The organism is Thioalkalivibrio sp. ALE9 (genome assembly GCF_000377445.1).
GTDB lineage: Bacteria > Pseudomonadota > Gammaproteobacteria > Ectothiorhodospirales > Ectothiorhodospiraceae > Thioalkalivibrio.
The window spans coordinates 131,283-156,809 of record NZ_KB898126.1 but is presented as its reverse complement, the minus strand read 5'-3'; the positions used below and the strand labels follow the sequence as shown (position 1 = coordinate 156,809).

The following is a 25,527-nucleotide window of genomic DNA, read 5'->3' as shown; positions in this document are numbered from 1 at the left end:
CCGTCACGGGGGGGCAGCATCATGGAGGAGACCTTTCTGATCGCGATCGTCGACCAGAACCGCGAGGAGCAGGCCCTGGCCATCGCCGCCGAGGAAGGCGGCGCGGACGGGGCGGTGATCCAGGGTTCGGGCCTCGGTTTCCCCGAGCACATGACCTTTCTCGGCGTGACCTACCAGGGCAACGAGTCGGTCTGCATCTGGCAGCTGGATACCGCGCGCGCCGAACGCATTGCGCAGCGCCTGAACCTGGAGCTCGACCTGTTCCAGCCCTACAACGGGCTTGCCTTCACCCTGGACGTGAACGCCCTTCAGGGCATGGAGTTCGTCGGCCACCTGACCACCACGCCCTGACGCCCCCGGATACGGAGACTCTGCCATGCAATTCGTTCTGCTCGCCGCCGTCATCCCGCGCAGCCTGGCCGACCGCGCGATCGAGATCGTTCAGCGCGACGGGGCCGCCGGCCTGACCCTACTGGATGCCCAGGGCATCGCCCAGCTACGGCGCAACCCGGTCATGGACCTGAAGGACACCTCCGGCCGCAAGGTGCTGCTGATGGTGCTGGAGTCCAGCCTTGCCCGGCGCATGCTAGACCACCTGGACGCGGAACTGGAACTGAGCCGACTGGGCAACGGGTTTGCCGTGACCCTGCCGATCAAGGACATCGCCGGCATCAAGCCGGAACAGATCGAGCACCTGCGCAAGACGCTCGGGAAACACTGAACGCGGCTCAACGCCAGGGCGGCTCCACGCCCTCGACCCGGTACTCGCGGCCCAGCGCGCGCAGCAGGCTGAAGCAGCAGAAGACCAGGATGATTGCCACTGGCAGCCCGGCGGTCAGGGAGCCGGTCTGCAGGCTGTCCAGCGCGCGCTCGCCGCCGACGATCAGCAGCGTCGCGGCCACCGCCCCCTCGGTAATCCCCCAGATCACCCGCTGGCGCTTCGGCGAGTGCTTCGAACCGCGCGAGATCAGTGCATCCACCACGTAGGTGCCGGAGGCCGACGAGGTGATGAAGTAGGTCGCGATCAGCAGGGTCGCCACGCCGGAGGCGATCGTGGTCCAGGGCAGCTGCGCGAGGGTTGCGTACAGGGCCACGGTGGTGTCCTCGGCGACCGCCGCGGCGATGCCCGCGCCGTCGTCGAACAGCTCCATGTGCAACGCGGTGCCGCCGAAGATCGCCATCCAGGCGAACACGAACAGGCTGGGCAGGGCGAGCACGCCGACGATGAACTCGCGGATGGTGCGCCCGCGCGAGATGCGCGCGATGAAGATGCCGACGAACGGCGACCAGGCGATCCACCAAGCCCAGTAGAACATGGTCCAGTCCTTCTGCCACTGCGAGCCGCCGATGGCGTCGGTGTGCAGGCTGAGCTGGATGATCTGCTGCAGATAGCCGCCGGTGGAGTCGAGGAAGAAGCGCAGGATAAACAGTGTCGGCCCGGCGATCAGCACGAACAGCATGAAGCTGACCGCCAGCACCAGGTTGAACACGCTGACCCACTTCAGCCCGCGATCCAGCCCGGAGATCACCGACAGCACCGCCACCGCGGTGATCGCGGTGATGATGCCCACCTGCCACCAGTGCGAGACCGGCATGTCGACCAGCACGTTGAGCCCGGTATTGAGCTGCATCGCCCCGAAGCCCAGCGAGGTGGCCAGCCCGAACAGGGTGCCGAACACTGCAAGGATGTCGATCACATGCCCGATCGGGCCGTAGATGCGATCGCCCAGCAGCGGGTAGAAGATCGAGCGGATGGTCAGCGGCAGGCGGTGCCGGAAGCTGAAATAGGCGACCGACAGCCCCAGCACCACGTACACCGCCCAGGCATGCAGGCCCCAGTGGAAGAAGGTGTAGACCATCGCCTGGCGTGCGGCCGCGTCGGTCTCGCCATCGCCGGTCGGCGGGTGCTGGTAGTGCAGGATCGGCTCGGCCACACTCCAGAACACGAGGCCAATCCCCATACCGGCGGAGAACAGCATCGCGAACCAGGCGGCAAAGCCGAACTCCGGCCGGTCGTCCGGCTGCCCCAGCCGGATCACGCCATAGCGGCTGAAACCCAGCCAGATCAGGAAGCCGAGGAAAAAGGTCACCACCAGCAGGTAGCCCCAGCCGAGATACTCGGTGATGAAGCCGTGGATGCTGGCGAACACCTCGCTGGCCGTGGACGGGAAGATCACCCCGAAGGCGACGAACACCACCACCATGATCGCGGAGGCGGTGAACACCGTCGGGTTCACCGTGGCGAAGAAGGCCTCCGGGCGATAGTGGCTCATGCCGCGGCCTCCGCGCGGGCCGGATCAGCCCGGCGCATCGGGATCCGTGCCCTCGTCGGCGGAGCACAGCGCCCCGGTGAGATCCGCCTCGTCCAGCACGTGCCCCTCGGCCACGGCATCGAACTGGCTGCGGGTCGCCCCCGCCTCCAGCTCCAGCTCGGCATCCAGCGCCAGCAGGCGGAAGCGGTAGTGATGACAGCCCTCCGGCGGTACCGGGCCGAGATAGCCGACCTTGCCGAAGGCATCCATCCCCACGCGCCCCTCGCGGGGCAGGTGCAGGGCATCCACGCAATGCGTATCCGGCGGCAGGTTCCAGACCAGCCAGTGAGTGACCTCCCCCAGCGGCGAATCCAGGTCCTCCAGGATCAGCGCGAGGCTGCGCGCGCCCGCCGGCACCTCGCGGATCTCCAGTTGCGGCAGCTCGTTGGCATCCCGCGCCGAGACCTCGACCGGCATCCGTTCTCCGTCAGCAAACGCCGGACTGCTCAATCGCATGGCCCGCATCCTCCTCCATGACCCGATTACAGGCTCGCCCGCGGCCGAGGGCGGGTCAAGCCGTGCGTCGGACAATCCGGGGCCGGATTGATCGGGATCAAGCCCGGACACTTTGACTGCCCATCGCACCCGCGTCCCGCGTACACTTCTCCCCATGGCACAACTGACCTTTCAGGGGGCGACCGGCGAGGTCACCGGATCGCGTTATCTCCTCGAGACCGACGACGCCCGCGTCCTGCTGGAATGCGGCATGTATCAGGGCAACAGCGATGCGGACGAGGCGAACCGCGCCCCGCTCGCCGAACTGGCGGAAAGCCTCGACGCGGTGGTGCTGTCACACGGCCACCTCGACCACTCGGGGCTCCTGCCCAAGCTGGTGCGCGATGGCTACCGCGGCCCGATCTACTGCACGCCGGGCACCGAGGAACTGCTCGAGATCATGCTCGAGGATGCCGCGTTCGTAATGAGCAAGGACATCGAGTGGGAGAACAAGTGGCGCCGGCGGGCGGACAAGCCGCTGCTGGAGCCGGTCTACGACATCGATGATGTCGCCACCACCCTCGGGCTGTGCGAGGCCGTGCCCTACGGCCAGGCGCGCAAGATCGCGGGCGGGATTGGCCTGACCTTTCGCGATGCCGGGCATATCCTCGGCTCCGCGATCGTGGACCTGATCGTGCCCGCTGGCGGTCGCGACCGGCACCTGGTGTTCTCGGGCGATCTCGGCAATGCCGACGCCGTGCTGATGCACGAGCCCGCGCGCCCGGAACACGCCGACCACGTGCTGCTGGAGAGCACCTACGGCGACCGCGACCACCGCCCGATGGAGGAGACGGTCGAGGAGTTCGCGCAGGTGCTGGCCGAGGCCGACAAGAGCGGCGGCAACGTGCTGATCCCGGCCTTCGCGGTCGGCCGCACCCAGGAGGTCCTCTACCACCTGAGCATGTTGCACCACGCCGGGCGCCTGCCGCAGCAAAAGGTCTTCCTCGACAGCCCGATGGCGATCAAGGTCACCGAGCTGTACGCCCGCCTGCGCCGAACGCTGGACCCGGAGGACATGGACCGGCTGCACCAGGCCGCGAATGGGGATCCGGCTGCCTACCTGCCCGGGCTGCAGGTCTGTCGCACGGTGGAAGAATCCATGGCGATCAACCGCATCACGGGCGGCGCGATCATCATCGCCGGCTCCGGCATGTGCAATGGCGGGCGCATTCGTCACCACATGAAATACAACCTGTGGCGGCGCGAGGCGCACCTGGTGATCGTCGGCTTCCAGGCCGCCGGCACGCTCGGGCGGCGTCTGGTGGATGGCGCCGAGAAGGTCAAGCTGCTGGGCGACGAGGTCGCGGTGAACGCCAAGATCCATACCCTGGGCGGCTTTTCCGCTCACGCCGGGCGCAGCCAGCTGCTCGACTGGGCACGCGGCTTTCAGGACCAGCCGGTGTTCCATCTGGTCCACGGCGAGCCGGAGGCGCGCGAGGCCCTGGCCGCCAGCCTGCGTGACGAGCTGGGGGCCGAGGCGCGTGTGCCCGCCTTCGGCGAGACCATCACCCTGTAACGCCGCATCCCCACAGCTGCGATGCCGGAGGCCGAAGCCGTCAGCACCTACGCCCTGATCGCCGGTTTTCTCGGCGGTCTCGGCCTGTTCCTGCTCGGGATGACCCTGCTGACCGACGGCCTGAAGACCGCCGGCGGCAAGGCGTTGCAGCATATCCTCGGGCAATGGACCCGCACCCGGCCGCGCGCCCTCGCCTCGGGCATGGGCGTGACCGCACTGGTGCAGTCCTCCAGCGCGGTCACCGTGGCCACCATCGGCTTCGCCAACGCCGGCCTGCTGACGCTCGGACAGTCGGTCTGGGTGATCTTCGGCTCTAACGTCGGCACCACCATGACCGGCTGGCTGGTCGCGCTGATCGGCTTCAACATCCGCATTGAGGCCTTCGCCCTGCCGGCGATCGGCATCGGCGCCCTGCTCTACCTGTTCATGAAGGCCGCGCGGCCGCGCTACCTGGGCCTGGCCCTGGCCGGCTTCGGCCTGCTGTTCTTCGGCATCGACGTACTGCGCGAGGCCTTCGAGGGGCTTAGTGCCACCTTCGACCTCGGCGCGCTGGCCCGCCCCGGCTTCCTCGGGCTGGTCATCATGGTCGGCATCGGCGCGCTGCTGACCGTGCTGATGCAGAGCTCCTCGGCCTCCATGGCCATGGCCCTGACCGCCGCGATGAGCGGTGCGGTCCCGCTGGAGGCGGCCGCCGCGGCCGTGATCGGCGCCAACCTCGGCACCACGGTCAAGGCGCTGCTGGTGGTGATCGGCGCGACCCCGAACGCCAAGCGCGTCGCCGCAGCCCATGTGATCTTCAACGGCCTGACCGCAATCGTCGCGCTGCTGATCCTGCCCTGGTTTCTGGCCGCGATCGCCTGGATCTGGGGCAGCACCGGCGAGGCCCCGGCCCCGGCGGTGCTGCTGGCGCTGTTCCATACCGCATTCAACCTGCTCGGGGTAGCGCTGATGATCCCGGTCGCCCCGCCTATGATCCGCTGGCTGCAGGGCCGCTTCCGCACCATCGAGGAAGACATCGCCCATCCCCGGTATCTGGACCGCAGCAGTTCCGGGGTACCGGATCTCGCCCTGCAGTCGCTGATCCAGGAGACCGAACGCCTGGCCGACATCGGCCACTCGATGGCGCGCGAGGCCCTGCAGACCGCACCGCCGGCGGCCGGCATCCTCGACCGCCGGCGCCTGGCCGCAGAGCAGCTGACCCAGTCCATCGCGGAGTTCGCGGCGCACACGGCCAACCACCCGATGCCGGAACAGGTTGGCCATGACATCGCCGAGGCCGTGCGCATCGCCCGCTACCACCGCGAGGTCGCCATACTGGCCGACGAGATCGCCGACCTGCGCCGCCAGTCCAGCGGCGAGGAGCGCCCGATCGTGACCGAGCAGCGCCGCGCCTGGCAGGAACAGGCGATACGCGCCCTGGACCTGTGCAACCTGGAGGCGGATGACGTCGACAATGGCCATGATCTGGCCGCCGCCGAGGCTGTGGACACGGTGGAGACCACCTACGCCGAACTGAAGGCCGCCCTGCTGCGCGAGGGTACCTTCGGCTCGCTGAGCATGGCCGAGATGGAACGCCAGCTGCGGATCATCAGCATGGCGCGGCGCCTGGTCACTCAGGCGGCCAAGGCGCGTCACCACACCGAGGCGCTGAAAGACCAGATCCGGGGGCTGCGCAAGGGAAACACGGATTGATGCACACGCTCGCGTTGGCAATGGAGAACGCATGATCGACCGGGACACGCTGCAGGACGCGATCGCGAACCACCGGGCCGAGGCCCTGACCTTTGACGGGCTGGAATACGCCCGGCTGCTGGAACCGGTGAACCACTACCCGCGTGGTTCCGTGGTGCTGCCGGACGGCTCGGTGGTGCCCGGCTACCCGGCCATTGGGCGGATCCAGTCACTGGAGGCCGGCTTGCCGCGCCAGTTCGAGCAGCCGTTCTGGGCGGAGGAAAAGATCGACGGCTTCAACGTGCGCATCCTGCGCCGAGACGGCCGGGTCTACGCCTTCAGTCGGGGCGGTTTCGTCTGCGCCTTCAGCACCGACCGGGTGCCCGATTTCGTGGACCTCGCGGTGTTCGACGCCGAACCCGACCTGGTGCTGTGCGCGGAGATCGCCGGACCGGACACCCCCTATCTGGAGGGCTCCACGCCGCGCGTGGCACAGGATGTTGGCCTGTTCGTGTTCGACCTGATGCGGCTCGGCCGCCCCGGCTTCGTGCCGCAGGACGAGAAATTCGCCCTGATGGAACGCCACCAGCTACCCCCGGCACCCCTGCACGGACGGTTCACGCCCGCGGACAGCGCAGCACTGGGACGCCTGATCCGACAACTGGATGCGGAGGGGGCCGAAGGGCTGGTACTGAAGACCGCGGACGGCCAGCACCGCGCCAAGTACGTGGCCGGGGGCTCCTGCATCAACGACATCCGGGTGTGTTCCGAGCAGCTGCTGGACCTGCCGCCGGAATACTTCACCAACCGCCTGACCCGCCTGGCGGTGTTCCTCGCGGAGCATCCCCCCACCGAACCTGCCGCCGTGGAAAGGGAACTGGGCGAGGCCCTGCTGTCCGGACTGGCAACCGCAGTGGACAAGAGCCGGCGCGAGGGACGCGTCGGCCATACCTACCGCTGCCGCTTTCGCGAGCGCGCGGGGGCGCAGCGCTTTGTCGACCACATGCAGGCAACCGGCGGGCGCCACGTGCGTTTCCTGCCGGACACCCCGCGTCAGGAAGAAAGCGGCTACTGGCTGCTGGAGTTCGAACGCCTGTTCGACCGCATCACCGGCACCCTCGCCTCGGCCCTGGCGGGTGACCGGCAATACGACTGAGCCCTTCGCCTGCTTGCAGGCGAACTCGGGAAAGGCCCCGACTTGCGGCCTCAGGCGCCGCCCTGACCGGGGATGCCCGACTCGGAGAGGTTCTCCATCACCTGGCGCAGGTAGTCGGCGGTGACCAGCTTGATGCCCATGCGGTTGCCCAGCTTGCGCATGCCCTCGTCGGCGCTGGCCAGCTCGGCATCCAGCTCCATCGCCAGCAGCACGGCATCGACATCCTCGCGCGAGTCCACCAGGCCTTTGCGCATCGCCTCGCGGAAACGCTCGCGCAGCTGCGTGATCAGCTCCGGGCGCAGCGACTCGGCCGCCCCCGCCTGACGCGTGTGCTCCTCGGCGATGCGCAGGCCGCGGTCGATGCGGGTACGCACCTCGTCGATGAACTCGTAGAGGATGTCGCTCGGCAGGGTCAGGGCGAAACGCCGCGGGGAGCGCACCCAGACCACGGTCTCGAAGTCGGCCGCCAGGGCCTCGAGGTCGCGCATGCCGCGAAACTCCTCGTACACCGACAGCGGCATGTAGAACTCGGCGGGGCAGTGGCGCGCCAGATTGAGAAAGGTCCGCAGGATGTCCTCGGGGTCCTCGCCGAACTGCCCGGCCACATGCGGGTTGGTAAAGACGCTGGTATCCAGCACGAATCGGCGCATCACGACCTCCTGTCGGCTCCCTTCATCATCGGCAGGGGCCGGCAGCCCGTCAACCGGCCCGCCACACCCCGCCCGTGCCAACGCCTGTGGCATAATCGGCGCGTCTTTACCCAGCCGGACACGGATTGCCCTTGGCCACCCGAGCGGAAGTCGAAAAATTCCTGGAGCGCCTGCGCGAGGACCTCGAACGTCACCAGATCGAGATCCCGACCCTGCCCGATGTCTCGGTGCAGGCGCTGTTCATCACCCAGGACGAATCCAGCTCCATCGCCGATCTGGTCAACCTGATCTCGCGCGACACGGCCCTGGCTTCGCGCCTGGTGCGCCATGCCAACAGCCCGGCCTACCGGGGGCTGACCCGCTGCGCCACCATCCGCTCCGCGGTCACCCGCCTGGGCATGGAGCGCGCCCGCCAGACCATCACCGCGCTGTCCATGAAGGAGGTCTTCCAGAGCGGGAACGAGGCCATCCGCATCCGGATGGAAGAGCTGTGGAATCACAGCCTGGAGGTGGCGATCATCAGCTACCTGCTGGCCCGTCGCCACCCCCATCTGGACCCGGATACCGCCCTGCTCGCCGGGCTCGTTCACGACATCGGCATGATCCCGATCCTGCGCCGCGCAGAGAAGACCCAGGAGATCTACGAGGATCCGCGCGCCCTGCAGGCCGCGGCCGATGCCGCGCACGTCGCCATCGGCCGTGCGATGCTGAAGAGCTGGAACTTCGAGCCGGAGATCATCCGCGCCGTGGCCGAACACGAAAACCTCAAGCGCGAGCCGGAGGAAGGCGAACCGGTCAATTACAGCGACATTCTGCAGGCCGCCAACATCGAGAGCCACAACGCCACCCGGCATCGACTGGCCCATATCGACCGCAGCTCGGTCGCCTCCATCCGCCGTCTGGCGGCCAAGCCCGGCACCACCCGGCTGAACTGGGAAGACGACGCAATCGGCCTGGAACACGTCAACCAGATGATCGAATGAACCCCGCGGGGCGCAGGCGGTCTTCTTCATATCGCCCCGGAACGGACGCCCGCATGCCCGCCATTCTCCAGCTCGTCTACGCCTCTCGCGCCACCTTCCGCGAGAACACCTCCAGCCAGGGCATCGAGCCCGAAGTCAGCCGCATCCTGATGCAGTCACGCCAGAACAACCCGCGCAGCGGGATTGTCGGCGCGCTCTATTACGGGGATGGCCACTTCTTCCAGTGTCTGGAGGGCGAGCCCGAGGCCGTACGCGACACCCTGGAGCGGATCCGGCGTGACGATCGCCACGAGGAGGTCCGGGTGCTACGCGAGCAGTCACTGGACAGCCCGGGATTTGGCGAATGGTCGATGAAATACGTCCCGGCAGCGGGGGACGTCCGTCAGCTGCTACAGCGCTTTGGCCAGCGCCAGTTCGACCCCTTCGCCTTCGACGATGACCGTATCGACGCAATGCTGGACCTGCTGCGTCAGGGCCGGGACAACGCACCTGCCGAGGGAGCGGGGTCGACGGGCGGCAAGGCGGAAGATGCCACACGGGGCAGCACCCGTGCGCTGTTCGGGATCGGCCTGGTCGCGGTGGCGATCGTGCTCGGCGTGATAGGAGCCGCGACCTACCTGCTCGTCACGTCGTAGAGGCCTCGGAACATTGCGGCAGCGTGGGCGCCGGGAACGCCTGCTGGATTTGATCACGCCCACCCCACTTGGCCCGGTATAGCGCCTCGTCGGCAACGACCAGCAGATCGGGACCATCCTCCTCGGGATAGTCGGCCGAACACACCATACCGATCGAGATAGTGCAGCCGAAGCGCTCGTCCCGATGGTTGAAATCAAGGGAAGCGAAGTTCCGGCGGATATCCTCGAGCACCCGCCGGGCATTCTCCGCGTCGCACTCCGGCAGCACCGCGACGAATTCCTCCCCGCCATAGCGGCCGATGATGTCGGACTGGCGCAGGCGCTGTCGCAGCAGGGTCGCGATCGACATGATCACCACGTCCCCCACGGCATGCCCGTAAGTATCGTTGACCCTCTTGAAGTGGTCGATGTCGAGCATCGCAAGCGTGACGGGTCGCCCGATCCGGCGGGCGCGCAACACCTCCCGACTGGCGGCCTCCTTGATGCTGGCATGCTTGAGCAGTCCGGTCAGACTGTCTTTGCTGATCCGCTCCTCCAGCTGGCGTGCGCGCGCGATCCGCGAGCGGGCGGCCGCCACCAGTTGCAGGTCGGAAATCGGCTTGGTCAGAAAGTCGTCCGCGCCCCGACCCATGGCCTCGATCTGGCGCTCGATATCGGTTTCCGCGGACAGATACACAATCGGCAGATGGATATAGGCCTCGTGCTGGCGGATCACCCCCGCCAGGTCGGTGCCCGCGTATTCGGGCATATACAGATCCATCAGCACCAGTTCCGGCCGAAAGGCGGCGATCGTATCCATGATCTCGCGCGGCGCATTCAGCACCCGGGCCTCCATCCCGGCCGCGGTCAGTACCAGCTGCATATGCTCGGCAAGATCGCCATCGTCATCCACGATCAGCACCCGTTGCGCCGGCGCACGGCGTTCTTCGAAGATCTGCGAGATGCGGCTCACGAGCCGGGGTACATCCAGCGGTTTCAGGAAATACCCATGCGCACCTAGTTGTACCGCGCGCACACGCGACGGGAAGTCGTCATTCACGGAGATGAAGATCAGCGGGCAATCCAGCGCCTGCACCTGCGGGCAATCCACCAGCCGCTCGGTCGCGTTTTCGCGACCATCTTCCAGCATCACGTCCACGAGCAGCAGATCCGGCTGCTGGTCTTCCACCGCACGCCGGAGCGCGTCGATGCCGTTGAACACCCGAACCTCGTAGTTGAAGGATTCCAGCTGCTGCTTGAGTTGACGGGCCAGTTCCGCGTCGTCCTCGACGAGCCAGATTGCCATGGCGTTGTCAACGGCACTCCGTGCATCCGGCACCCACCGGACCGCCGAGCGCTCCGGGCTTTCGGGCACCGTACGCGCAAGGGCCGCCAGCTCGTTCGCCAGGGACCGCCGAGTCGGCGCATCCAGCGACAATTCCCGCACCTGCAGCCAGTCCCCGATTCGCTGCTCCAGCGCACGGGCTGCCGTGCTCAGCGACGCACAGCCGAAACTGCCCCCGCTGCCGGCCAGCTTGTGCAGACGCTGTTGCAGTTCGTCCAGCACCTCGCGGTCCTGCTCCTTCCCGGCCAACCGGCCCTGCAGAGAACTCAATGCAGCCAGCTCATCCGGGAGGTGTTGCAGATACCGAGCACGCAGTTGTGCCAGGCGGTCCTTCAAGGCCTGCTCGGCGCCAGCACTTGTCATGCCGCCCCCTGCCAGATCCGCCGTACCTCGTCGGAAAGCGTCATGGGGTCGAACGGTTTGGCGATCACGTCACGCGCCCCCAGCGACTTGTAGTGTGCGATCTCGGAGGGCTGCACCTTGGCGGTCATGAACGCCACCGGCACCTCGGCCAGTGCCGGAATCCCGCGCAGGGCTTCCAGAGTCGTGGGACCATCCATCCCGGGCATCATCACATCCAGCAGGACCAGGTCCGGTGCAAAACCCTCGGCCTCGCGTACCGCCTCCTCGCCCGAAGCACAGGTCTTCACGGTGTAACCACCCACCGTCTCCAGGGCCAGTTCGGCAACCGCCTGAATATCCGGCTCGTCTTCGACATAGAGAATGCGTTGCAACTCGGACACTTTCGACTCCCCTGGGGTGAACCGCTACGGGTCCGTGACGTGCGGGCCGTAGCCGGACCCTGGTTCTGAACTGGATGGATAACCATTCGCGTCGCGGGCAAGCGGCAACTCGAACCAGAACGTCGCTCCGGCGCCCTCTCTCGAGTCAAACCCTATATGCCCACCCATATGCTCTACCAGTTCCCGGCTAATCGCGAGGCCGAGCCCGGTCCCGCCCTTCGTTCGGCTGTCGGAGCCATCCGCCTGTGCGAATTTCCCGAAGATCTGCTCGCGGAAGTTGTCCGGAACACCCGGCCCATCATCCGCCACACTGACCCGGACGCCTTCAGTCGGTTCACTCAACGCCTGCACCGAAACCCGCACGCTGCCGCCCGGGGGCGAGAACTTCACTGCGTTCGAGAGAAGATTGGCGAGCACCTGCAACAGGCGCTGGTCATCGACCCGAACCGCAACCCCGGGCGCGCCACTATCGAGCACCAGCTGGACCTGGTGTTGTTCGGCATAACCCCGATAACTCTCGAGCGCCTGTTCGAGCAGCGGCTCGAGCCGCTCCGCACGCATATCAAAGTGCAGCTTGCCCGCCGCGATCTTCTCCATATCGAGCAGATCGTTGATCAACAGCGTTAGCCGCTGGCTGTTGCGCTGGGCAATCGTGACCATTTCGCCGACCTTGCCGGGCAGTTCGCCGAGCGCGCCGCTGGCAATCATCCCGAGGGCGCCCGAGATCGACGTCAGTGGTGTCCGCAGTTCGTGGCTGACCGTGGAGACGAATTCGTTCTTCATGCGCTCCACCCGCTTGCGTTCGGTGATGTCACGCACAACCCCCACATAGAGGGGCTCGCCGTGTTGCGTGACCTCCGATACGGCGAGTTCCATCGGGAACACGGTTCCATCCTTGCGGCGCCCCTGCAGTTCCCTGCTGGTGCCAATCACCCGCCGGTTGCCAGTGGCCTGATAATTACGCAGGTAAACGTCATGGCTCTCACGATCAGGCCCGGTCATCAACACGCTTACATTGCGACCGGCAACCTCACGGGACGTATACCCGAAGATGCGACTTGCACCCGGATTGAACGACTGGATCAACCCATCGCGATCGATCGTGATGATCCCGTCTACGATATTATCGATAATCGTCTGCGTGCGAAGCGCCTGCTCCGCCAGGGCTCGCTCCGCCTCCATACGCTCGGTAACGTCTTCGTTCACGCCAATCGCCCGCACGACCACACCTGCCGCATCGGTTATCGCCTGTGCCATGGCGCGAATATGACGTGTCGCCCCATCGCCCCGACGGATTCGGAACGTGAACTCGCGGGGTGTCCCGGGACGTTCAAGGATCGTTTCGAGGCTGGCTTCTGCGTGCTCCATGTCTTCGGGCAGCAATGCGCGCCTCCAGTCATCGGCATGGTGACCGAAATCGCGGGGTAACACGCCGTAAAGACGGAACATTCCGGAATCCCAGTCAAGTCGTCCAGTGGTGAGGTTCAAATCCCACACACCCAGATGCGCCGCCTCGGTGGCCAGCGTCAACTGCTGGGTGGCATCCCGGAAGCGTTTTTCGCTCTCGCGCACGGCCCGTTCAGCGGCCTTGCGCTCGGTGATGTCCTCGGCGATACCCAGGTAGCCGTTGATATTTCCCTGTTTGTCGGTCTGGGGTGTCACCGTCAGGGAAACGGGAATGCGCATGCCGCCCTTGCGCACAAAGGTCCATTCCCGGGTTTCTGCTCCCTCGCGATCCGCGACCTCGGTAAAGACTTGGAAGCCTTCGATCGGCCGTTCACTGGCGGCGCTCAGTTGCGTCGCGCGCGCGGCGATCTCCTCGGGCACATGGAACAGGGCGGGTGACTGCTGGCCCACCATTTCGTCGGCAGCATAGCCCGTCATCTTTTCCGCGCCCGGATTGAACAGGGTGATCAGACCATCGCGGTCGGTCACCACAATGGCGAATTCCGACGCCGCCGCCAGAACCGCCTGTAACTGATCGGCGGTCTGCGCAAGCTCTGCGGTACGCGTCTGCACCTCGGACTCGAGTTCGCTTCGCGCCTGCGCCTGCTGGCGGAAACTGGCCACCAGTTGCCGCGACATCTCCCGCAGGGTCCCGGCCAGGCCGTCGTATTCGAAAATCCGGCTTTCCGGCAGTACCGGCGCACGCCCCGCGGCGATGTCCGAACCCAGTCCTGCGCTGACCGCATCCAGCTTGCGCAATGGACGGCTGATGGCATAACTCAAGGCGGCCGAGACCAAGATGGCCAGGGCCACGATCACCGTCAGGAGAGCAAACAACTCGACGCGCTGATGCTCCAGGGCCCGGACCACCGGCGCCGCCGGCATCTCCGCATACACCTGCCCGACATCCGGCACTGGACCCACCGGCGCGTCAACGAAATAGGAACCCTGTCCCCAGCGACCCACGGCCGACATCGAACCGCCCGGCAACCAGATCGAAAGCTCTCGATCCCGGGGCTCCACCTGGCCGTCCGACGCCTCCAGCACGCTGCGGACCTCGCCCCGACTGGCCAGCACCCGACCCTCCGGGGACACAATCGCAAGTCCCAGGTCCTCGCGCGTCTGCACCCGCCCCAGATGGTAGTCATAGCGGACCCGACCCTCTCGGTAATCGGTTGCGAGCCGCTCGGACAGATTCTCGGCGCGTTCCTGCAGGCGTTCGACCATGAAGGCCTCGTGCCCGTCGCGCTGCTGATAGCCCTCGTGCAGGATCGGGACCAGGCCCGCCAGCAGGGTGACCGGCAGCATCGCGTGGAACAACAGACTCGCGAGCGACGGCCTGCCCAGCCGGGAGGCCTGCGCGCCGCGACCCGACAACCGCCACAGCATCACCAGCAGGCTGGCGATCAGTGTGTTGAACAGCGCATTCACCGCCTGCTTCAGGGCGATCATGGTGGTGGGTTCCCAGTCCATCCCGATCAAGCCGCGATAGGACAGCAATACCAGCGGAACCCCGATCACCACCCAGTACAGCAGGTCGGCCACCACCACGTTGTACAGCCAGCGCCGGTAAACGAGGCCCACTACCAGTGCCTCGATCACGAACACCACCATCGGATACGGAACGCCCCACAGGACCAGGGTGTAGAGCCCCCCGGCGATCGCGACAATCACCGCGGGCAGCGTCCCCAGCAGCAGCACCGCGAGCATCACCGCGATCGATCCGAAGATGAAGTCCAGACCGAACAGCAGCGGCAGATGGAAGTAATTACCGGCCACCGCCAGCAGGGCCAGCGCCAACGTCGCAAGCCCGCGCTCCACCGGGTCTGACCACTGCTGCCTCATCCGCGGGCCTCCTCGCGGTGGCATACCAGGTCGAACCAGAAAGTCGCCCCCGTGTCCGGCACGGAGTCGAACCCGACCTCGCCGCCCATGCGTTCCACCAACTCCCGGGTGATCGACAGTCCCAGGCCGCTACCGCCCTTCTGGCGGGTGTCGGAGGCATCGGCCTGGGAAAACTTCTGGAAGATGCGTTCGCGGAACGCCTCCGGGATCCCGGGGCCGTGATCGATCACCGAGACGCGCACCTGCGCCTCGCCATGCTCCACCGCCACCCGCACCTCCTCACCCTCCGGCGAGAACTTGGCTGCGTTGGAGAGCAAATTGGCCAGCACCTGTTGCAGGCGGTCGGCATCCACCTCGACCCGAACCCCGTCGTCCTCCGCATCCAGCACCAGGTGCACCTCGTACTGGTCGGCATAGCTCTGGTTGCTGCGCACAGCCTGCTCCAGCAACGGAAACAGCGGCTGCTCTCGCATCTCGAAGCGCATCTTGCCGGCCACCAGCTTTTCCATGTCCAGCAGATCGTTGATCAGCAGCCCCAGACGCTGGCTGTTCTTGTGGGCAATCTCCAGCATCTCCTGCATCCGCTCCGGCAACGCCCCTGCAGCCCCGCCCGTCAACAGCCCCAGGGCCCCGGAGATGGACGTGAGCGGCGTGCGCAGCTCGTGGCTGACCGTGGAGATGAACTCGTTTTTCATGCGCTCGATGCGCTTGCGCTCGGAGATATCCTCGATGATCGACCAGATCAGTTTGCGCCCGGCCTTGTCGTGCACGACCATTCCGTTGAGCAGTACCGGATACCGGGTGCCGTCCTTGCGGATGTATTCCTTCTCGTAGGGGCCGTAACGGCCCGTCTGTTCCATGCTCTCCAGTTGCTGCGCTTCCTGCGCTGCGTACTCCCGGGGAGTCACATCCCAGTAGCTGAGTGCAACGAACTCCTCGCGGGTATAACCGGTCGGGCGCAACAGGGCCGCGTTGAGATCCACAAACGCCCCGGTCTCGTAATCGTTCAGAGCGATCCCCACCGGTGAGAGCTCGAACAGCCCCCGCAGGCGGGCCTCGCTGTCCGCGACGGCCAGCTCGGCCTCCTTTTCATCCGTGATATCCCGAATATATCCGTGCCACAGCGTACTGCCGTCGTCGAGGGGCTCGGGCGAGGCGTGACCCTGCACCCACCCCACGCGACCATCATCCCGCAGGGTGCGATACTCGCAATGCCAGTTGCTAAGTTCCCGCCGCGACCGTTCGATGGACTGCGCCACCCGATCCCGGTCCCTCGGGTGCAGACTGCGGAACACCGCGCTGGCGTCCTCGCGTGCCGCCTCTGCGCTGATGCCGTAGATGCCCCGGATGCCGGGGCTGCTGTACGGGAAGGCAGCGCGCCCGTCCGGCCACTGCCGATACTGGTACACCATACCCGGGACCTGCGTTGTCAGCTTCTTCAACTGCTCGTGCGACTGTTCCCGCTCCAGGCTCGCGGCCACCCAGCGCCCCAACAGACGCACGAACATGCGTTCACCCTCGCTGAACGCGGCCGGTCTGGGGTGCGCCGACGAAAAGTTCAGGGTGCCAAAGCGCTGCCCCTCAACCTCCAGCACGACACCGATGTAGGCTTCCAGGCCGAAGTCCGCGTAACACGGGTGGCCCTGGTGCTCGGACGCGCCCATGTGCTCGATCGTCAGCAGGTCGTTGTGCGCAAGGGTCAGCGCACAGTAGGTATGCCCGAGTGCAAAGCGCTGACCACGCTCGAGGGGGGCGCCAGCCGGCGCGACGAACGCACGCACCGTATAGTCGTCGCCGCGGATCCGGCTGACGATGCCCAGTTCCAGCCCAAGAAAGTTGGCCCCCATTTGTAGCGCGCGCTCGAGCTGGTCATCGAGGTCCAGCGCCACCAGGGATGCGATCTCGTTGAGCGCCGCGAACGCGTCCAGCTGGCGCTGATGCTGTTCACGATGTTCTCGATCCCGGGTCACATCGAGGATGAAGCCGTCGAGGTAGCGCACTCGGCCATCCGGATCACGAATGGCGGAGCCCCGTTCCTGGGCCCAGCGGATACTGCCGTCACGATGCCAAATACGGTATTCAACGGACCAGTCGTTGCCGGCGCTCAAGGCCTGTTCCACCGCATCCTGGACTCGTGCCTGGTCATCCTCGTGGATCACGCTGGCGTAACTGCGCACGGCATTGTCGATGAAGTCGCTGGCAGGATAGCCCGACAGCGGATCCACCTGGTCGCTCATGTAGAGCATGGTCCAGTCCGAATCCGGCAGGCAGCGATAGGTGATTCCGGGGATATTGTCGACCAGCGAGCGGAACTGTTGCTCGCTCTCGCGGATCCGTTCGGCATCCTCGCGTTCCCGGGTCACATCGGACTCGATCGCGATGAACCCCTGCAACATCCCCTGCTCGTCGCGCAATGGAGTGCACTGAATACGCACCCAGTACGGGTGGCCGTCGATCCGGTAGTTCAACAGCTCTTCAACGAATGGTTCGCCCCGCGCCAGCGCCCCACCGATCCGGGCTACCGTCTCCGGATCGGTCCCGGCACCCTGCAACAGTTCACCTGGCTGGCGGCCAAGCATTGCGTCCAGGGTATAGCCACTCAAGCGGGTAAAGCCGTCGTTGACCCACTCGACCCGGCCGTCGGCGTCGGTAATGATCACGCCATTGGTCGTCTCGCTCGCCACCCGGGACAGCCGCGCCAGCTCCAACTGGCCCGCCCGGTAACGACGACGGGTGCGAGCCGCATCCACCAATTGCCCCAGCGTAGCGAGCAGCGGCTGGAGAAACTCCACCAGTTCCGGGTCGTAGCCACCCGGACGGTTGGCGATCCCCAGCACGGCGATCCGCTCGCCCCCGTGCTCGATGGGTATCCCCAGAAAGGCCTTGAGCGGCGGATGTCCTTCGGGCAACCCCCCGCTGCGCGGGTCTCCGGCGGGGTCGTTGGCAATCACCGGCCCCGCGCCGGTCAGGGCCGCGCCGAACAGGGTCTCCAGATTGTGAAACTCCAGCCCCTGGGGTGCGTTGGCCGCGTAGAAGTCGCGGGTCGCGTCATCCCAGGCGATATTGGTGATGGCACTGGTCTTGAGGTAAGGCGAACCTTCAGGCGTGTGCAACACCTCTCCGATAAAGCCGTATTCGCTGTGGGTCAGCTCGAGGGTATCCGCAAGCATTCCGTCAAAGATCTGCCCACGGTCCTGATCGGCATCGCGAATAAACGCCGACTGCGCACGGGTAATCACCTCGCCGAGCTGCCGCAGATCGCTCAGCGCATTGGCAAGCGCCCGCTGCTCGGTGGAATCGATTTCCGCCGCGACCGCATCGGCGAGGTCACGCAGGGAGCGTCGCTCGCCTTCGCTCAACTGCCGCGGCCGGCCGTCGATCAGGCAAAGCGTCCCGATCCGGTAACCGTCGGCGGTTGTCAGTGGCGCACCGGCGTAGAACCGGATCTGCGGCTCCCCGGTCACCAGTGGGTTGCCGGCAAACCGGGCGTCCGCGCGCGCATCGGGAATCTCGAAGATATCGCCCCCGAGAATCGCATGCCCGCAAAAGGAGATATCACGCCCGGTCTCCGCCACCTCGAGACCCTGCCGCGACTTGAACCACTGCCGGTCCTCGTCCACCAGCGAAACCAGCGCGATGGACACCCCGAACATCCGCCGCGCCAGACGCGTCAGTCGGTCGAACCGCTCCTCAGCGGCGGTATCCAATAGCCCTCGAGCCCGCAGCGCTCGCAGCCGCTCTTTTTCGTTGCCGGGGCACGGAGGCGTTTTCAACAGAATTTGACCACGCACAACTCGGGAATACCCGATACTGCCACGTCCAGCTTTCTGCCCCCAACTATGAGGCGCCGTCCAAGAGGACTATTCCCACTCGATGGTGGCGGGAGGCTTGCCGGAGATGTCGTAGGTCACGCGCGAGATACCGGGGATCTCGTTGATGATCCGGCGCGAGACGTGGTCGAGGAAGTCGTACGGCAGGTGCGCCCAGCGGGCGGTCATGAAGTCGATGGTCTCCACCGCACGCAGCGCGACCACGTAGTCGTAGCGCCGGCCGTCACCCATCACCCCGACCGACTTCACCGGCAGGAACACCGCAAACGCCTGCGAGGTCTTGTCGTACAGATCGGCCTTGCGCAGTTCCTCGATGAAGATCGCATCCGCCCGGCGCAGCAGCTCGGCGTATTCCTTCTTCACCTCGCCCAGGATGCGCACGCCCAGACCCGGCCCCGGGAACGGGTGGCGGTAGACCATCTCGGTGGGCAGGCCCAGCTCCACGCCGATCTTGCGCACCTCGTCCTTGAACAGCTCGCGCAGCGGCTCCACCAGCCCCAGCTTCATGTTCTCGGGCAGCCCGCCCACGTTGTGGTGCGACTTGATCACATGCGCCTTGCCGGTCTTGGAGTCGGCCGACTCGATCACGTCCGGGTAGATCGTGCCCTGGGCCAGCCACTGCACGTTGTTCAGCTTTGCGGCCTCCTCGTCGAACACGTCGATGAACAGCCCGCCGATGACCTTGCGCTTGGCCTCCGGATCCTCGACCCCGGCGAGCGCACGCATGAAGCGGTCCTCGGCATCCACGCGGATCACGTTCACGCCCATGTGGCGGGCGAAGGTCGCCATCACGTGGTCGCCCTCGCCCTCGCGCAGCAGTCCGGTGTCCACGAACACGCAGGTCAGCTGGTCACCGATGGCCTTGTGCAGCAGCGCCCCGACCACCGAGGAGTCCACCCCGCCGGACAGGCCCAGCACCACGTGGTTATCCCCAACCTGTTCGCGCACCCGCGCGGCCATGTCGTCGATGATGTTGTCGGCGGTCCACAGCGCCTCGCAGCCGCAGATCTCGTGCAGGAAGCGTTCGATGATGCGCTGGCCCTGAGTCGTGTGCGTGACCTCGGGATGGAACTGCACGCCGTAGAATCCGCGCTCCGGGTCGGCCATGCCGGCGATCGGCGCGGAGTCGGTGGAGGCCATCAGGCGAAAGCCCTCCGGCATTTCGGTCACGTGGTCGCCATGCGACATCCACACGTCCAGCAGGCCGTAGCCCTCCGGTGTGGTGTGATCCTCGATGTCGCGCAAAAGCGGGGTATGACCGCGGGCGCGCACCTGGGCGTAGCCGAACTCGCGACGCTCGGAGGGCTCGACCCGGCCGCCCAACTGCGCGGCCATGGTCTGCATGCCGTAGCAGATCCCCAGCACCGGCACGCCCAGCTCGAACACTGTGTCCTCGGCGCGCGGCGGCTGGTCGATATTTACCGACTCCGGGCCACCGGACAGGATGATCCCGGTGGGATTGAACGCGCGGATGTCCGCCGCCGGCATGTCCCAGGCGTGTACCTCGGAGTAGACCCCGGCCTCGCGCACGCGGCGGGCGATCAGCTGGGTGTACTGGGAGCCGAAGTCCAGCACCAGAATGCGGTGGGCGTGAAGATCCTGGGTCATGAGGTCATCCGCTATACCGGCCGGACGGCCGGTGGGGTATCGGGACCGGGCCGTGTCGGGCCGGTCAGTCCATTCGGTAGTTCGGGGCTTCCTTGGTGATCGCCACGTCGTGCACGTGGCTCTCGCGCATGCCGGCGGCGGTCACGCGGACGAAGTGCGGCTTGGTCCGCATCTCTTCGATGTTGTGCGCGCCGACATACCCCATGGACGAGCGCAGCCCGCCCATCAGCTGGTAGATGATCGCGACGATCGAGCCCTTGTACGGCACGCGACCCTCGATGCCCTCGGGCACGAACTTGTCGGCCGATGCGTTCGGGTCCTGGAAATAGCGATCCGAGGAGCCCTGCTGCATCGCACCCAGCGAGCCCATGCCGCGATAGATTTTGTAGGAGCGGCCCTGGTAGAGCTCGACCTCGCCCGGGGCCTCCTCGGTCCCGGCGAACATCGAACCCAGCATCACGCAGTCCGCGCCCGCGGCGATCGCCTTGGCCAGGTCCCCGGAGAAGCGCACGCCGCCGTCGGCGATCAGCGGCACGCCGGTGCCCTGGAGCGCCTCGGCCACATCCGAGATCGCGGTGATCTGCGGCACGCCTACGCCGGCCACAATGCGGGTGGTGCAGATCGAGCCCGGCCCGATCCCCACCTTCACGCCATCCGCCCCGGCCGCGACCAGGTCCTTCGCGGCGGCGGCGGTGGCGATGTTGCCGCCGACCACCTGTACGTCCGGGTAGTGCTTCTTCACCCAGGCAACGCGGTCGAGCACGCCCTGGGAATGACCGTGCGCGGTATCCACCACCAGCACATCCACCCCGGCCTCGACCAGCGCGGCCACGCGCTCGTCCGTGCCATCGCCCACGCCGACCGCCGCGCCCACGCGCAGGCGGCCGCGCTCGTCCTTGGAGGCATTGGGATGCTCGGTGGACTTCTGGATGTCCTTGACGGTGATCATCCCGCGCAGCTGGAAGTCGTCGTTGACCACCAGCACCTTCTCGATGCGATGCTTGTGCAGCAGTTCCAGCACCATCTCGCGGTCGGCCCCCTCGGGCACGGTCACCAGTCGGTCGCGCGGGGTCATGATCTCGGTGACCGGCGCCTCCATCCGCGTCTCGAAGCGCAGGTCACGGGAGGTCACGATGCCGACCAGATCGTTGCCATCCACCACCGGCACGCCGGAGATGTGATTGGCCTCGGTGAGCTCCACCACCTGGCCGATAGTAGCGCCCGGGCCGATGGTGATCGGCTCGCTGATCACGCCGCTTTCGTATTTCTTGACCTGCCGGACCTCGGCCGCCTGGGCCTCCACCGACATGTTCTTGTGGACGATACCGAGCCCGCCCTCCTGAGCCATCGCGATCGCCAGGCTGGCCTCGGTAACCGTATCCATTGCCGCCGACACCACCGGGGCGGAGAGCGTGATCTCGCGGGTGATCCGGGTACTCAGATCGACATCGCGCGGAACGACATCCGAATGTCCCGGGATCAGCAGCACGTCATCAAAGGTAAGGGCTTCACCGAGTATCCGCATGCACCACTCCAGGACAGGCCCGCCGGGACGCAGGGGGAGGAAATCCCGGGGGTAGATAAATAGCCCTGCAGTATAGAATTCGCACTCTCCCGCGACAAGCGCACACGGGCCTGCGAAGGGCGAATCGCAGACGCTGCCGAAGCACCCTGATAGGATGCCGGTTCACTCCGGACCCTCCGCCAGGCGAGAACCCATGCCCGAACGCGCGCCCCCGGCCCGCATCACCCGCCGCACCGCGCTGGCCCTGTTGCTGGCCCCCGGCCTCGGCCTGGCCACCGCGTCCAGCGCCCGAGCCGACTGGTGGCGCTTCGGCCAGGACATGTTCCGCGCGCTGATCACACGGCCGCCGGAGTTCTCCGGGCTGTCCACCGCGGAGCTGATCGAGGCCGTCCACGAAGCACTGGTCATCGCGACCCACGCAGCCTCCGAGACCCTCAGCCGCCGCAACGGCTTCTACGGCAATCCCGACGTGCGCATCCCCCTGCCCGAGGTACTCGCGACCACCCGGCGCTCCCTGGGGCGCCTGGGTATGGCCGCGCCGCTGGACATCCTGGAGGAGCGCATGAACCGCGCGGCCGAGGACGCCGTCTGGCAGGCACGGGAGCCCTTCATCCGGGCCATCTTCGCCCTCGACCTGGACAATGCACGGGGCATCCTGCTCGGCGACGAGGACGCCGCCACCCGCCATCTGGAGGCCCACATGCGCCCGCGCCTGACCGATGCCATGCGCCCGGCCGTGGAGAGCAGCCTGGACGCCGTGGAGGCCCTGACAACCTATCGCGAACTGGAGGCGCGCATGCGCGACATCCCGTTCCTCGCGAACGTGCGTCTGGACCTTGCCGAGCATGTGCTGGAACACACCATGGACGGCCTGTTCCATGCCATGGCCGAGGAAGAGGCCCGCCTGCGGGTCGACCCGGTCGGGCGCGGCACCGACGTGTTCCAGCGCGTCTTCAGCCGCCTGTAAGCGAGGGCCGCATGAGCGATACCCCGGTCTTTTCCGTCACCGAACTCAACCAGTGCGCCGACGGGCTGCTGCGCGACGGCCTGGGTGTCGTACGCGTGGAGGGCGAGGTCTCCAACCTCCGCCAGTACGCCTCGGGTCACCAGTACTTCTCGCTGAAGGACGAGAACGCCTCGGTGAACTGCGTGCTGTTTCGCGGCAAGGCCCGCCAGGCGGCGCGTTTTGCCGACGGCGACGCGGTCCAGATCCGCGGACGCGCCGGGATCTACGGCGCCCGTGGCCAGTTCCAGATCATCGTCGAGGCCCTGCAGCCAGCGGGCGAAGGCCGGCTGCTGGCCGCCTTCCAGCGACTCAAGGAAAAACTCGCCGCCGAGGGCCTGTTCGACGCCGAGCGCAAGCAGCCGCTGCCCGCCTGGACCCACCGCCTGGGCGTAATCACCTCCACCCAGGGCGACGTGCGCCACGACATCGAACGCACTCTGGCCCGGCGCTTCCCGTTGCTGCTTCCGCTCACGCTCTATCCCACCGCGGTACAGGGCGCCCAGGCCGCCGGCCAGATCATCGCCGCGCTCGAACAGGCCGCGGCCGAGGGCCAAGTCGACGTGCTCATCCTCGCCCGCGGCGGCGGCTCACTGGAGGACCTGCAGGCGTTCAACGAGGAAAGCGTCGCACGCGCCATCGCCGCCTGCCCCATCCCGATCGTCACCGGCGTGGGGCACGAGACCGACACCACCATCGCCGACTTCGTCGCCGATCTGCGCGCCTCCACGCCGACCGCCGCGGCGGAGGCCGTCAGCCCGGATGCCGCCACCCTGCGCCACCAGCTGGCGCGGGCCCGCGAACGCCTCACCGGCCTGCTGGGCCAGCGCATCGCGCGCCACCGGCAGACCCTCACCGCCCTGCACACCCGCCTGGAGCGCCGCCACCCCAGCCAGCTCCTGGAGCGCAATGCCCAGCGCCTGGACGACCAGCGCGAGCGCCTGAACCGCGCCTGGTCACGCCTCGAGGAACGCGCCCGATCGCGGCTGCAGCGCGCCCAGTTGCGCCTGGCCGGGGCCTCGCCTGGCAACCGCCTGGCTGCCGCGCGCATGCGCCTGGAGCACCTGCGCCAGCGTCTGGCCCGGGTGCGCCCCGACCACGACATCACCCAGCGGCGGGAGGCCCTGGCACGGCTCCAGCGGCAACTGGAGAGCGCCACCCGACAGGCGCTCGCCACCCGCCAGCGCCACCTGGATGCCACCGCGCGCCAGCTCCGCTCCCTGGACCCGGAGGCGGTACTGGAACGCGGCTACGCGATCCTGCAGACCCCCGAGGGCGAGGTCCTGCGCCGCGCGGACCAGACCGCCCCCGGCCAGCACCTGCGCGCGCGCCTGGCGCGCGGCCGCCTGGACCTGGACGTCACCGCCACCCAAACCGACGACTGAAGCGCGCGACCTCCTGGTCTTTAACCACGGAGGCCCTGAGCCCGTAGCAGGGACCCGTGAGGCGCGGGGTCATCCCGGGCCGCAGCGCGGCGCAGAGCCGGGATGGCGATCGGCTCGGCACACGCAATACACCGTGGGAGCGTGCTTGCACGCGAAGCCCCTGCCCGCGTCCGACTCTGGCAGGGGCTTCGCGTGCAAGCACGCTCCCACAGGGGGTGCATGGAGCCCCGCCGAGGGCGGCTGGGTACGAACGCGTACGCGCTCGCAGGCGAATCAGGAGAGCAGGACGAGGTTGTCGCGGTGGATCAGCTCCGGCTCCAGCAGGTAGCCCAGCTCCGCCTCGATGCGGTCGGCGCGCTGGCCGCGGATGCGCTGGATCTCGCTGGCCCCGTAGTTGGTGAGCCCGCGCGCCACCGCGACCCCGTCCGGGTCCAGGCAGGTCACCACCTCGCCGCGGCGGAAATCGCCCTCGACTCCGACCACCCCCACCGGCAGCAGGCTGCTGCCCGACTCGCGCAACACGCGCGCGGCCCCGGCATCCAGCTGCAACTGCCCGCGCGAGTGCAGCTGATCCGCCAGCCAGCGCTTGCGCGCCGCCAGGGGTTCGCGGTCCGGCTTCAGCCAGGTCCCCAGCGGCTCGCCCTTCAGCACCCGCCCCATCACCTGCGCCTCGCGCCCGGAGGCGATCACGGTATGCGTACCGGAGCGCGCCGCGCGTTCGGCGGCCAGCAGCTTGGTCGCCATGCCGCCGCGCCCCAGGTGCCCGAAATCGGCGGCCACGTAGCGGTGCAGCTGGGCATCCGAGGCCCGGCCTTCGGCGATCAGGCGGGCGTCCGCATGCTTGCGCGGATCGCGATCGAACAAGCCATCCTGGTCGGTCAGGATCAGCAGCAGGTCGGCCACCACCAGGTTTGCGACCAGCGCCGCCAGGGTGTCGTTGTCCCCCAGCCGGATCTCCTCGTAGGCCACCGTGTCGTTCTCGTTGACCACCGGGATCGTGCCCATCTCCAGCAGCGCCTGCATGGTGCTGCGGGCATTCAGGTAGCGCGAGCGATCGGCCAGGTCGTCGTGGGTCAGCAGGACCTGGGCCGCGTGCAGGTCGTGGCTGGCGAACTCGCGCTCGTAGGCCTGCACTAGCCCCATCTGGCCGACCGCCGCGGCCGCCTGCACGTGATGCAACTGGTGCGGCCGTTCGGTCATGCCCAGCCGGCGCATGCCCTCGGCCACCGCGCCACTGGAGACCAGGATGACCTCCAGACCGCGTCGGCGCAGCGCCGCGATCTGGTGCGCCCAGGACTCCAGCGCCGGGCGGTCGAGCCCGGCCCCATCCGCGGTGATCAGGGCACTCCCGATCTTGACCACCACCCGGCGGATCGCCGGGAGCGCACGCATGTCCCCCG

General features: G+C 67.2%; 19 protein-coding genes. 9 read left to right on the top strand and 10 right to left on the bottom strand.

Annotated features, from left to right (window positions below):
- Positions 1 to 21 precede the first annotated feature (21 nt).
- On the top strand, positions 22 to 351 hold the full coding sequence (locus tag D106_RS0108755) for a hypothetical protein (RefSeq protein ID WP_018866395.1): 330 nt from the start codon (positions 22 to 24) through the stop codon (positions 349 to 351).
- Between the two features lie 25 nt (positions 352 to 376).
- Entirely contained in the window at positions 377 to 721 is a 345-nt protein-coding gene (locus D106_RS0108750) for a hypothetical protein (RefSeq protein WP_018872340.1), read from the top strand.
- A gap of 7 nt (positions 722 to 728) precedes the next feature.
- Here D106_RS0108750 and D106_RS0108745 read toward each other — a convergent pair whose 3' ends face one another.
- The gene (locus D106_RS0108745; protein WP_018879821.1) at positions 729 to 2,273 is read right to left on the bottom strand and encodes a BCCT family transporter; all 1,545 of its coding nucleotides are present in this window, start codon (positions 2,271 to 2,273) and stop codon (positions 729 to 731) included.
- Positions 2,274 to 2,297: 24 nt separating this feature from the next.
- Complete coding sequence (locus D106_RS0108740; protein WP_018878013.1) at positions 2,298 to 2,729, bottom strand: YbhB/YbcL family Raf kinase inhibitor-like protein; 432 nt, start codon at positions 2,727 to 2,729, stop codon at positions 2,298 to 2,300.
- 193 nt (positions 2,730 to 2,922) lie between these two features.
- Between D106_RS0108740 and D106_RS0108735 the strand changes: the two genes are divergently transcribed.
- From D106_RS0108735 to D106_RS0108725, 3 genes are read left to right on the top strand one after another with little or no spacing between them, the layout of a single operon-like run.
- Positions 2,923 to 4,323, top strand: a complete 1,401-nt coding sequence (locus tag D106_RS0108735) for an MBL fold metallo-hydrolase RNA specificity domain-containing protein (RefSeq protein WP_018879820.1) — start codon at positions 2,923 to 2,925, stop codon at positions 4,321 to 4,323.
- Between the two features lie 21 nt (positions 4,324 to 4,344).
- A complete protein-coding gene (locus D106_RS0108730) occupies positions 4,345 to 6,015 on the top strand; it encodes a Na/Pi cotransporter family protein (RefSeq protein ID WP_018879819.1) in 1,671 nt (556 codons plus the stop codon).
- A gap of 31 nt (positions 6,016 to 6,046) precedes the next feature.
- Positions 6,047 to 7,150, top strand: coding sequence for an RNA ligase (locus tag D106_RS0108725; protein ID WP_018879818.1), 1,104 nt, complete (start codon positions 6,047 to 6,049; stop codon positions 7,148 to 7,150).
- Between the two features lie 50 nt (positions 7,151 to 7,200).
- On the opposite strand, the gene D106_RS0108720 is transcribed toward D106_RS0108725, so the two are convergent.
- A complete protein-coding gene (locus D106_RS0108720) occupies positions 7,201 to 7,800 on the bottom strand; it encodes an RNA ligase partner protein (RefSeq protein ID WP_017941871.1) in 600 nt (199 codons plus the stop codon).
- A 131-nt stretch (positions 7,801 to 7,931) separates the two neighbouring features.
- Here D106_RS0108720 and D106_RS0108715 point away from each other — a divergent pair, with 131 nt between their 5' ends.
- Both D106_RS0108715 and D106_RS0108710 read left to right on the top strand, forming a co-directional pair.
- Positions 7,932 to 8,783, top strand: a complete 852-nt coding sequence (locus D106_RS0108715) for an HDOD domain-containing protein (protein WP_018141872.1) — start codon at positions 7,932 to 7,934, stop codon at positions 8,781 to 8,783.
- Between the two features lie 53 nt (positions 8,784 to 8,836).
- Positions 8,837 to 9,418 carry a BLUF domain-containing protein gene (locus D106_RS0108710; protein WP_018879817.1) on the top strand — a complete coding sequence of 194 codons (582 nt, stop codon included), beginning with the start codon at positions 8,837 to 8,839 and terminating at the stop codon, positions 9,416 to 9,418.
- On the opposite strand, the gene D106_RS0108705 is transcribed toward D106_RS0108710, so the two are convergent.
- The 6 genes from D106_RS0108705 to guaB all read right to left on the bottom strand — a co-directional run bounded on the left by D106_RS0108705 (position 9,408) and on the right by guaB (position 21,739).
- Positions 9,408 to 11,105, bottom strand: coding sequence for a diguanylate cyclase (locus D106_RS0108705; RefSeq protein ID WP_026280630.1), 1,698 nt, complete (start codon positions 11,103 to 11,105; stop codon positions 9,408 to 9,410). The two genes, D106_RS0108710 and D106_RS0108705, sit on opposite strands and share 11 nt — an antisense overlap.
- Positions 11,102 to 11,485: a response regulator gene (locus D106_RS0108700; RefSeq protein ID WP_018866386.1), complete on the bottom strand. Its 384-nt coding sequence runs from the start codon at positions 11,483 to 11,485 to the stop codon at positions 11,102 to 11,104. The genes D106_RS0108705 and D106_RS0108700 overlap by 4 nt, the downstream gene beginning before the upstream one ends.
- Before the next feature lie 24 nt (positions 11,486 to 11,509).
- The gene (locus tag D106_RS0108695) at positions 11,510 to 14,752 is read right to left on the bottom strand and encodes a PAS domain S-box protein (protein WP_018879815.1); all 3,243 of its coding nucleotides are present in this window, start codon (positions 14,750 to 14,752) and stop codon (positions 11,510 to 11,512) included.
- A 20-nt stretch (positions 14,753 to 14,772) separates the two neighbouring features.
- Positions 14,773 to 18,483 (bottom strand): PAS domain S-box protein, encoded by a 3,711-nt coding sequence (locus tag D106_RS0108690; protein WP_018879814.1) that lies wholly within the window; start codon positions 18,481 to 18,483, stop codon positions 14,773 to 14,775.
- Between the two features lie 153 nt (positions 18,484 to 18,636).
- On the bottom strand, positions 18,637 to 20,214 hold the full coding sequence (gene guaA, locus D106_RS0108685; RefSeq protein ID WP_018879813.1) for a glutamine-hydrolyzing GMP synthase: 1,578 nt from the start codon (positions 20,212 to 20,214) through the stop codon (positions 18,637 to 18,639).
- A gap of 64 nt (positions 20,215 to 20,278) precedes the next feature.
- The gene (guaB, locus tag D106_RS0108680; protein ID WP_018866382.1) at positions 20,279 to 21,739 is read right to left on the bottom strand and encodes an IMP dehydrogenase; all 1,461 of its coding nucleotides are present in this window, start codon (positions 21,737 to 21,739) and stop codon (positions 20,279 to 20,281) included.
- 193 nt (positions 21,740 to 21,932) lie between these two features.
- Between guaB and D106_RS0108675 the strand changes: the two genes are divergently transcribed.
- Entirely contained in the window at positions 21,933 to 22,706 is a 774-nt protein-coding gene (locus D106_RS0108675) for a DUF4197 domain-containing protein (RefSeq protein ID WP_018879812.1), read from the top strand.
- 11 nt (positions 22,707 to 22,717) lie between these two features.
- Positions 22,718 to 24,127, top strand: a complete 1,410-nt coding sequence (xseA, locus tag D106_RS0108670; RefSeq protein ID WP_018879811.1) for an exodeoxyribonuclease VII large subunit — start codon at positions 22,718 to 22,720, stop codon at positions 24,125 to 24,127.
- Between the two features lie 273 nt (positions 24,128 to 24,400).
- Here xseA and proB read toward each other — a convergent pair whose 3' ends face one another.
- Positions 24,401 to 25,519 carry a glutamate 5-kinase gene (gene proB, locus D106_RS0108665; RefSeq protein ID WP_038045784.1) on the bottom strand — a complete coding sequence of 373 codons (1,119 nt, stop codon included), beginning with the start codon at positions 25,517 to 25,519 and terminating at the stop codon, positions 24,401 to 24,403.
- Between the last annotated feature and the right edge of the window lie 8 nt (positions 25,520 to 25,527).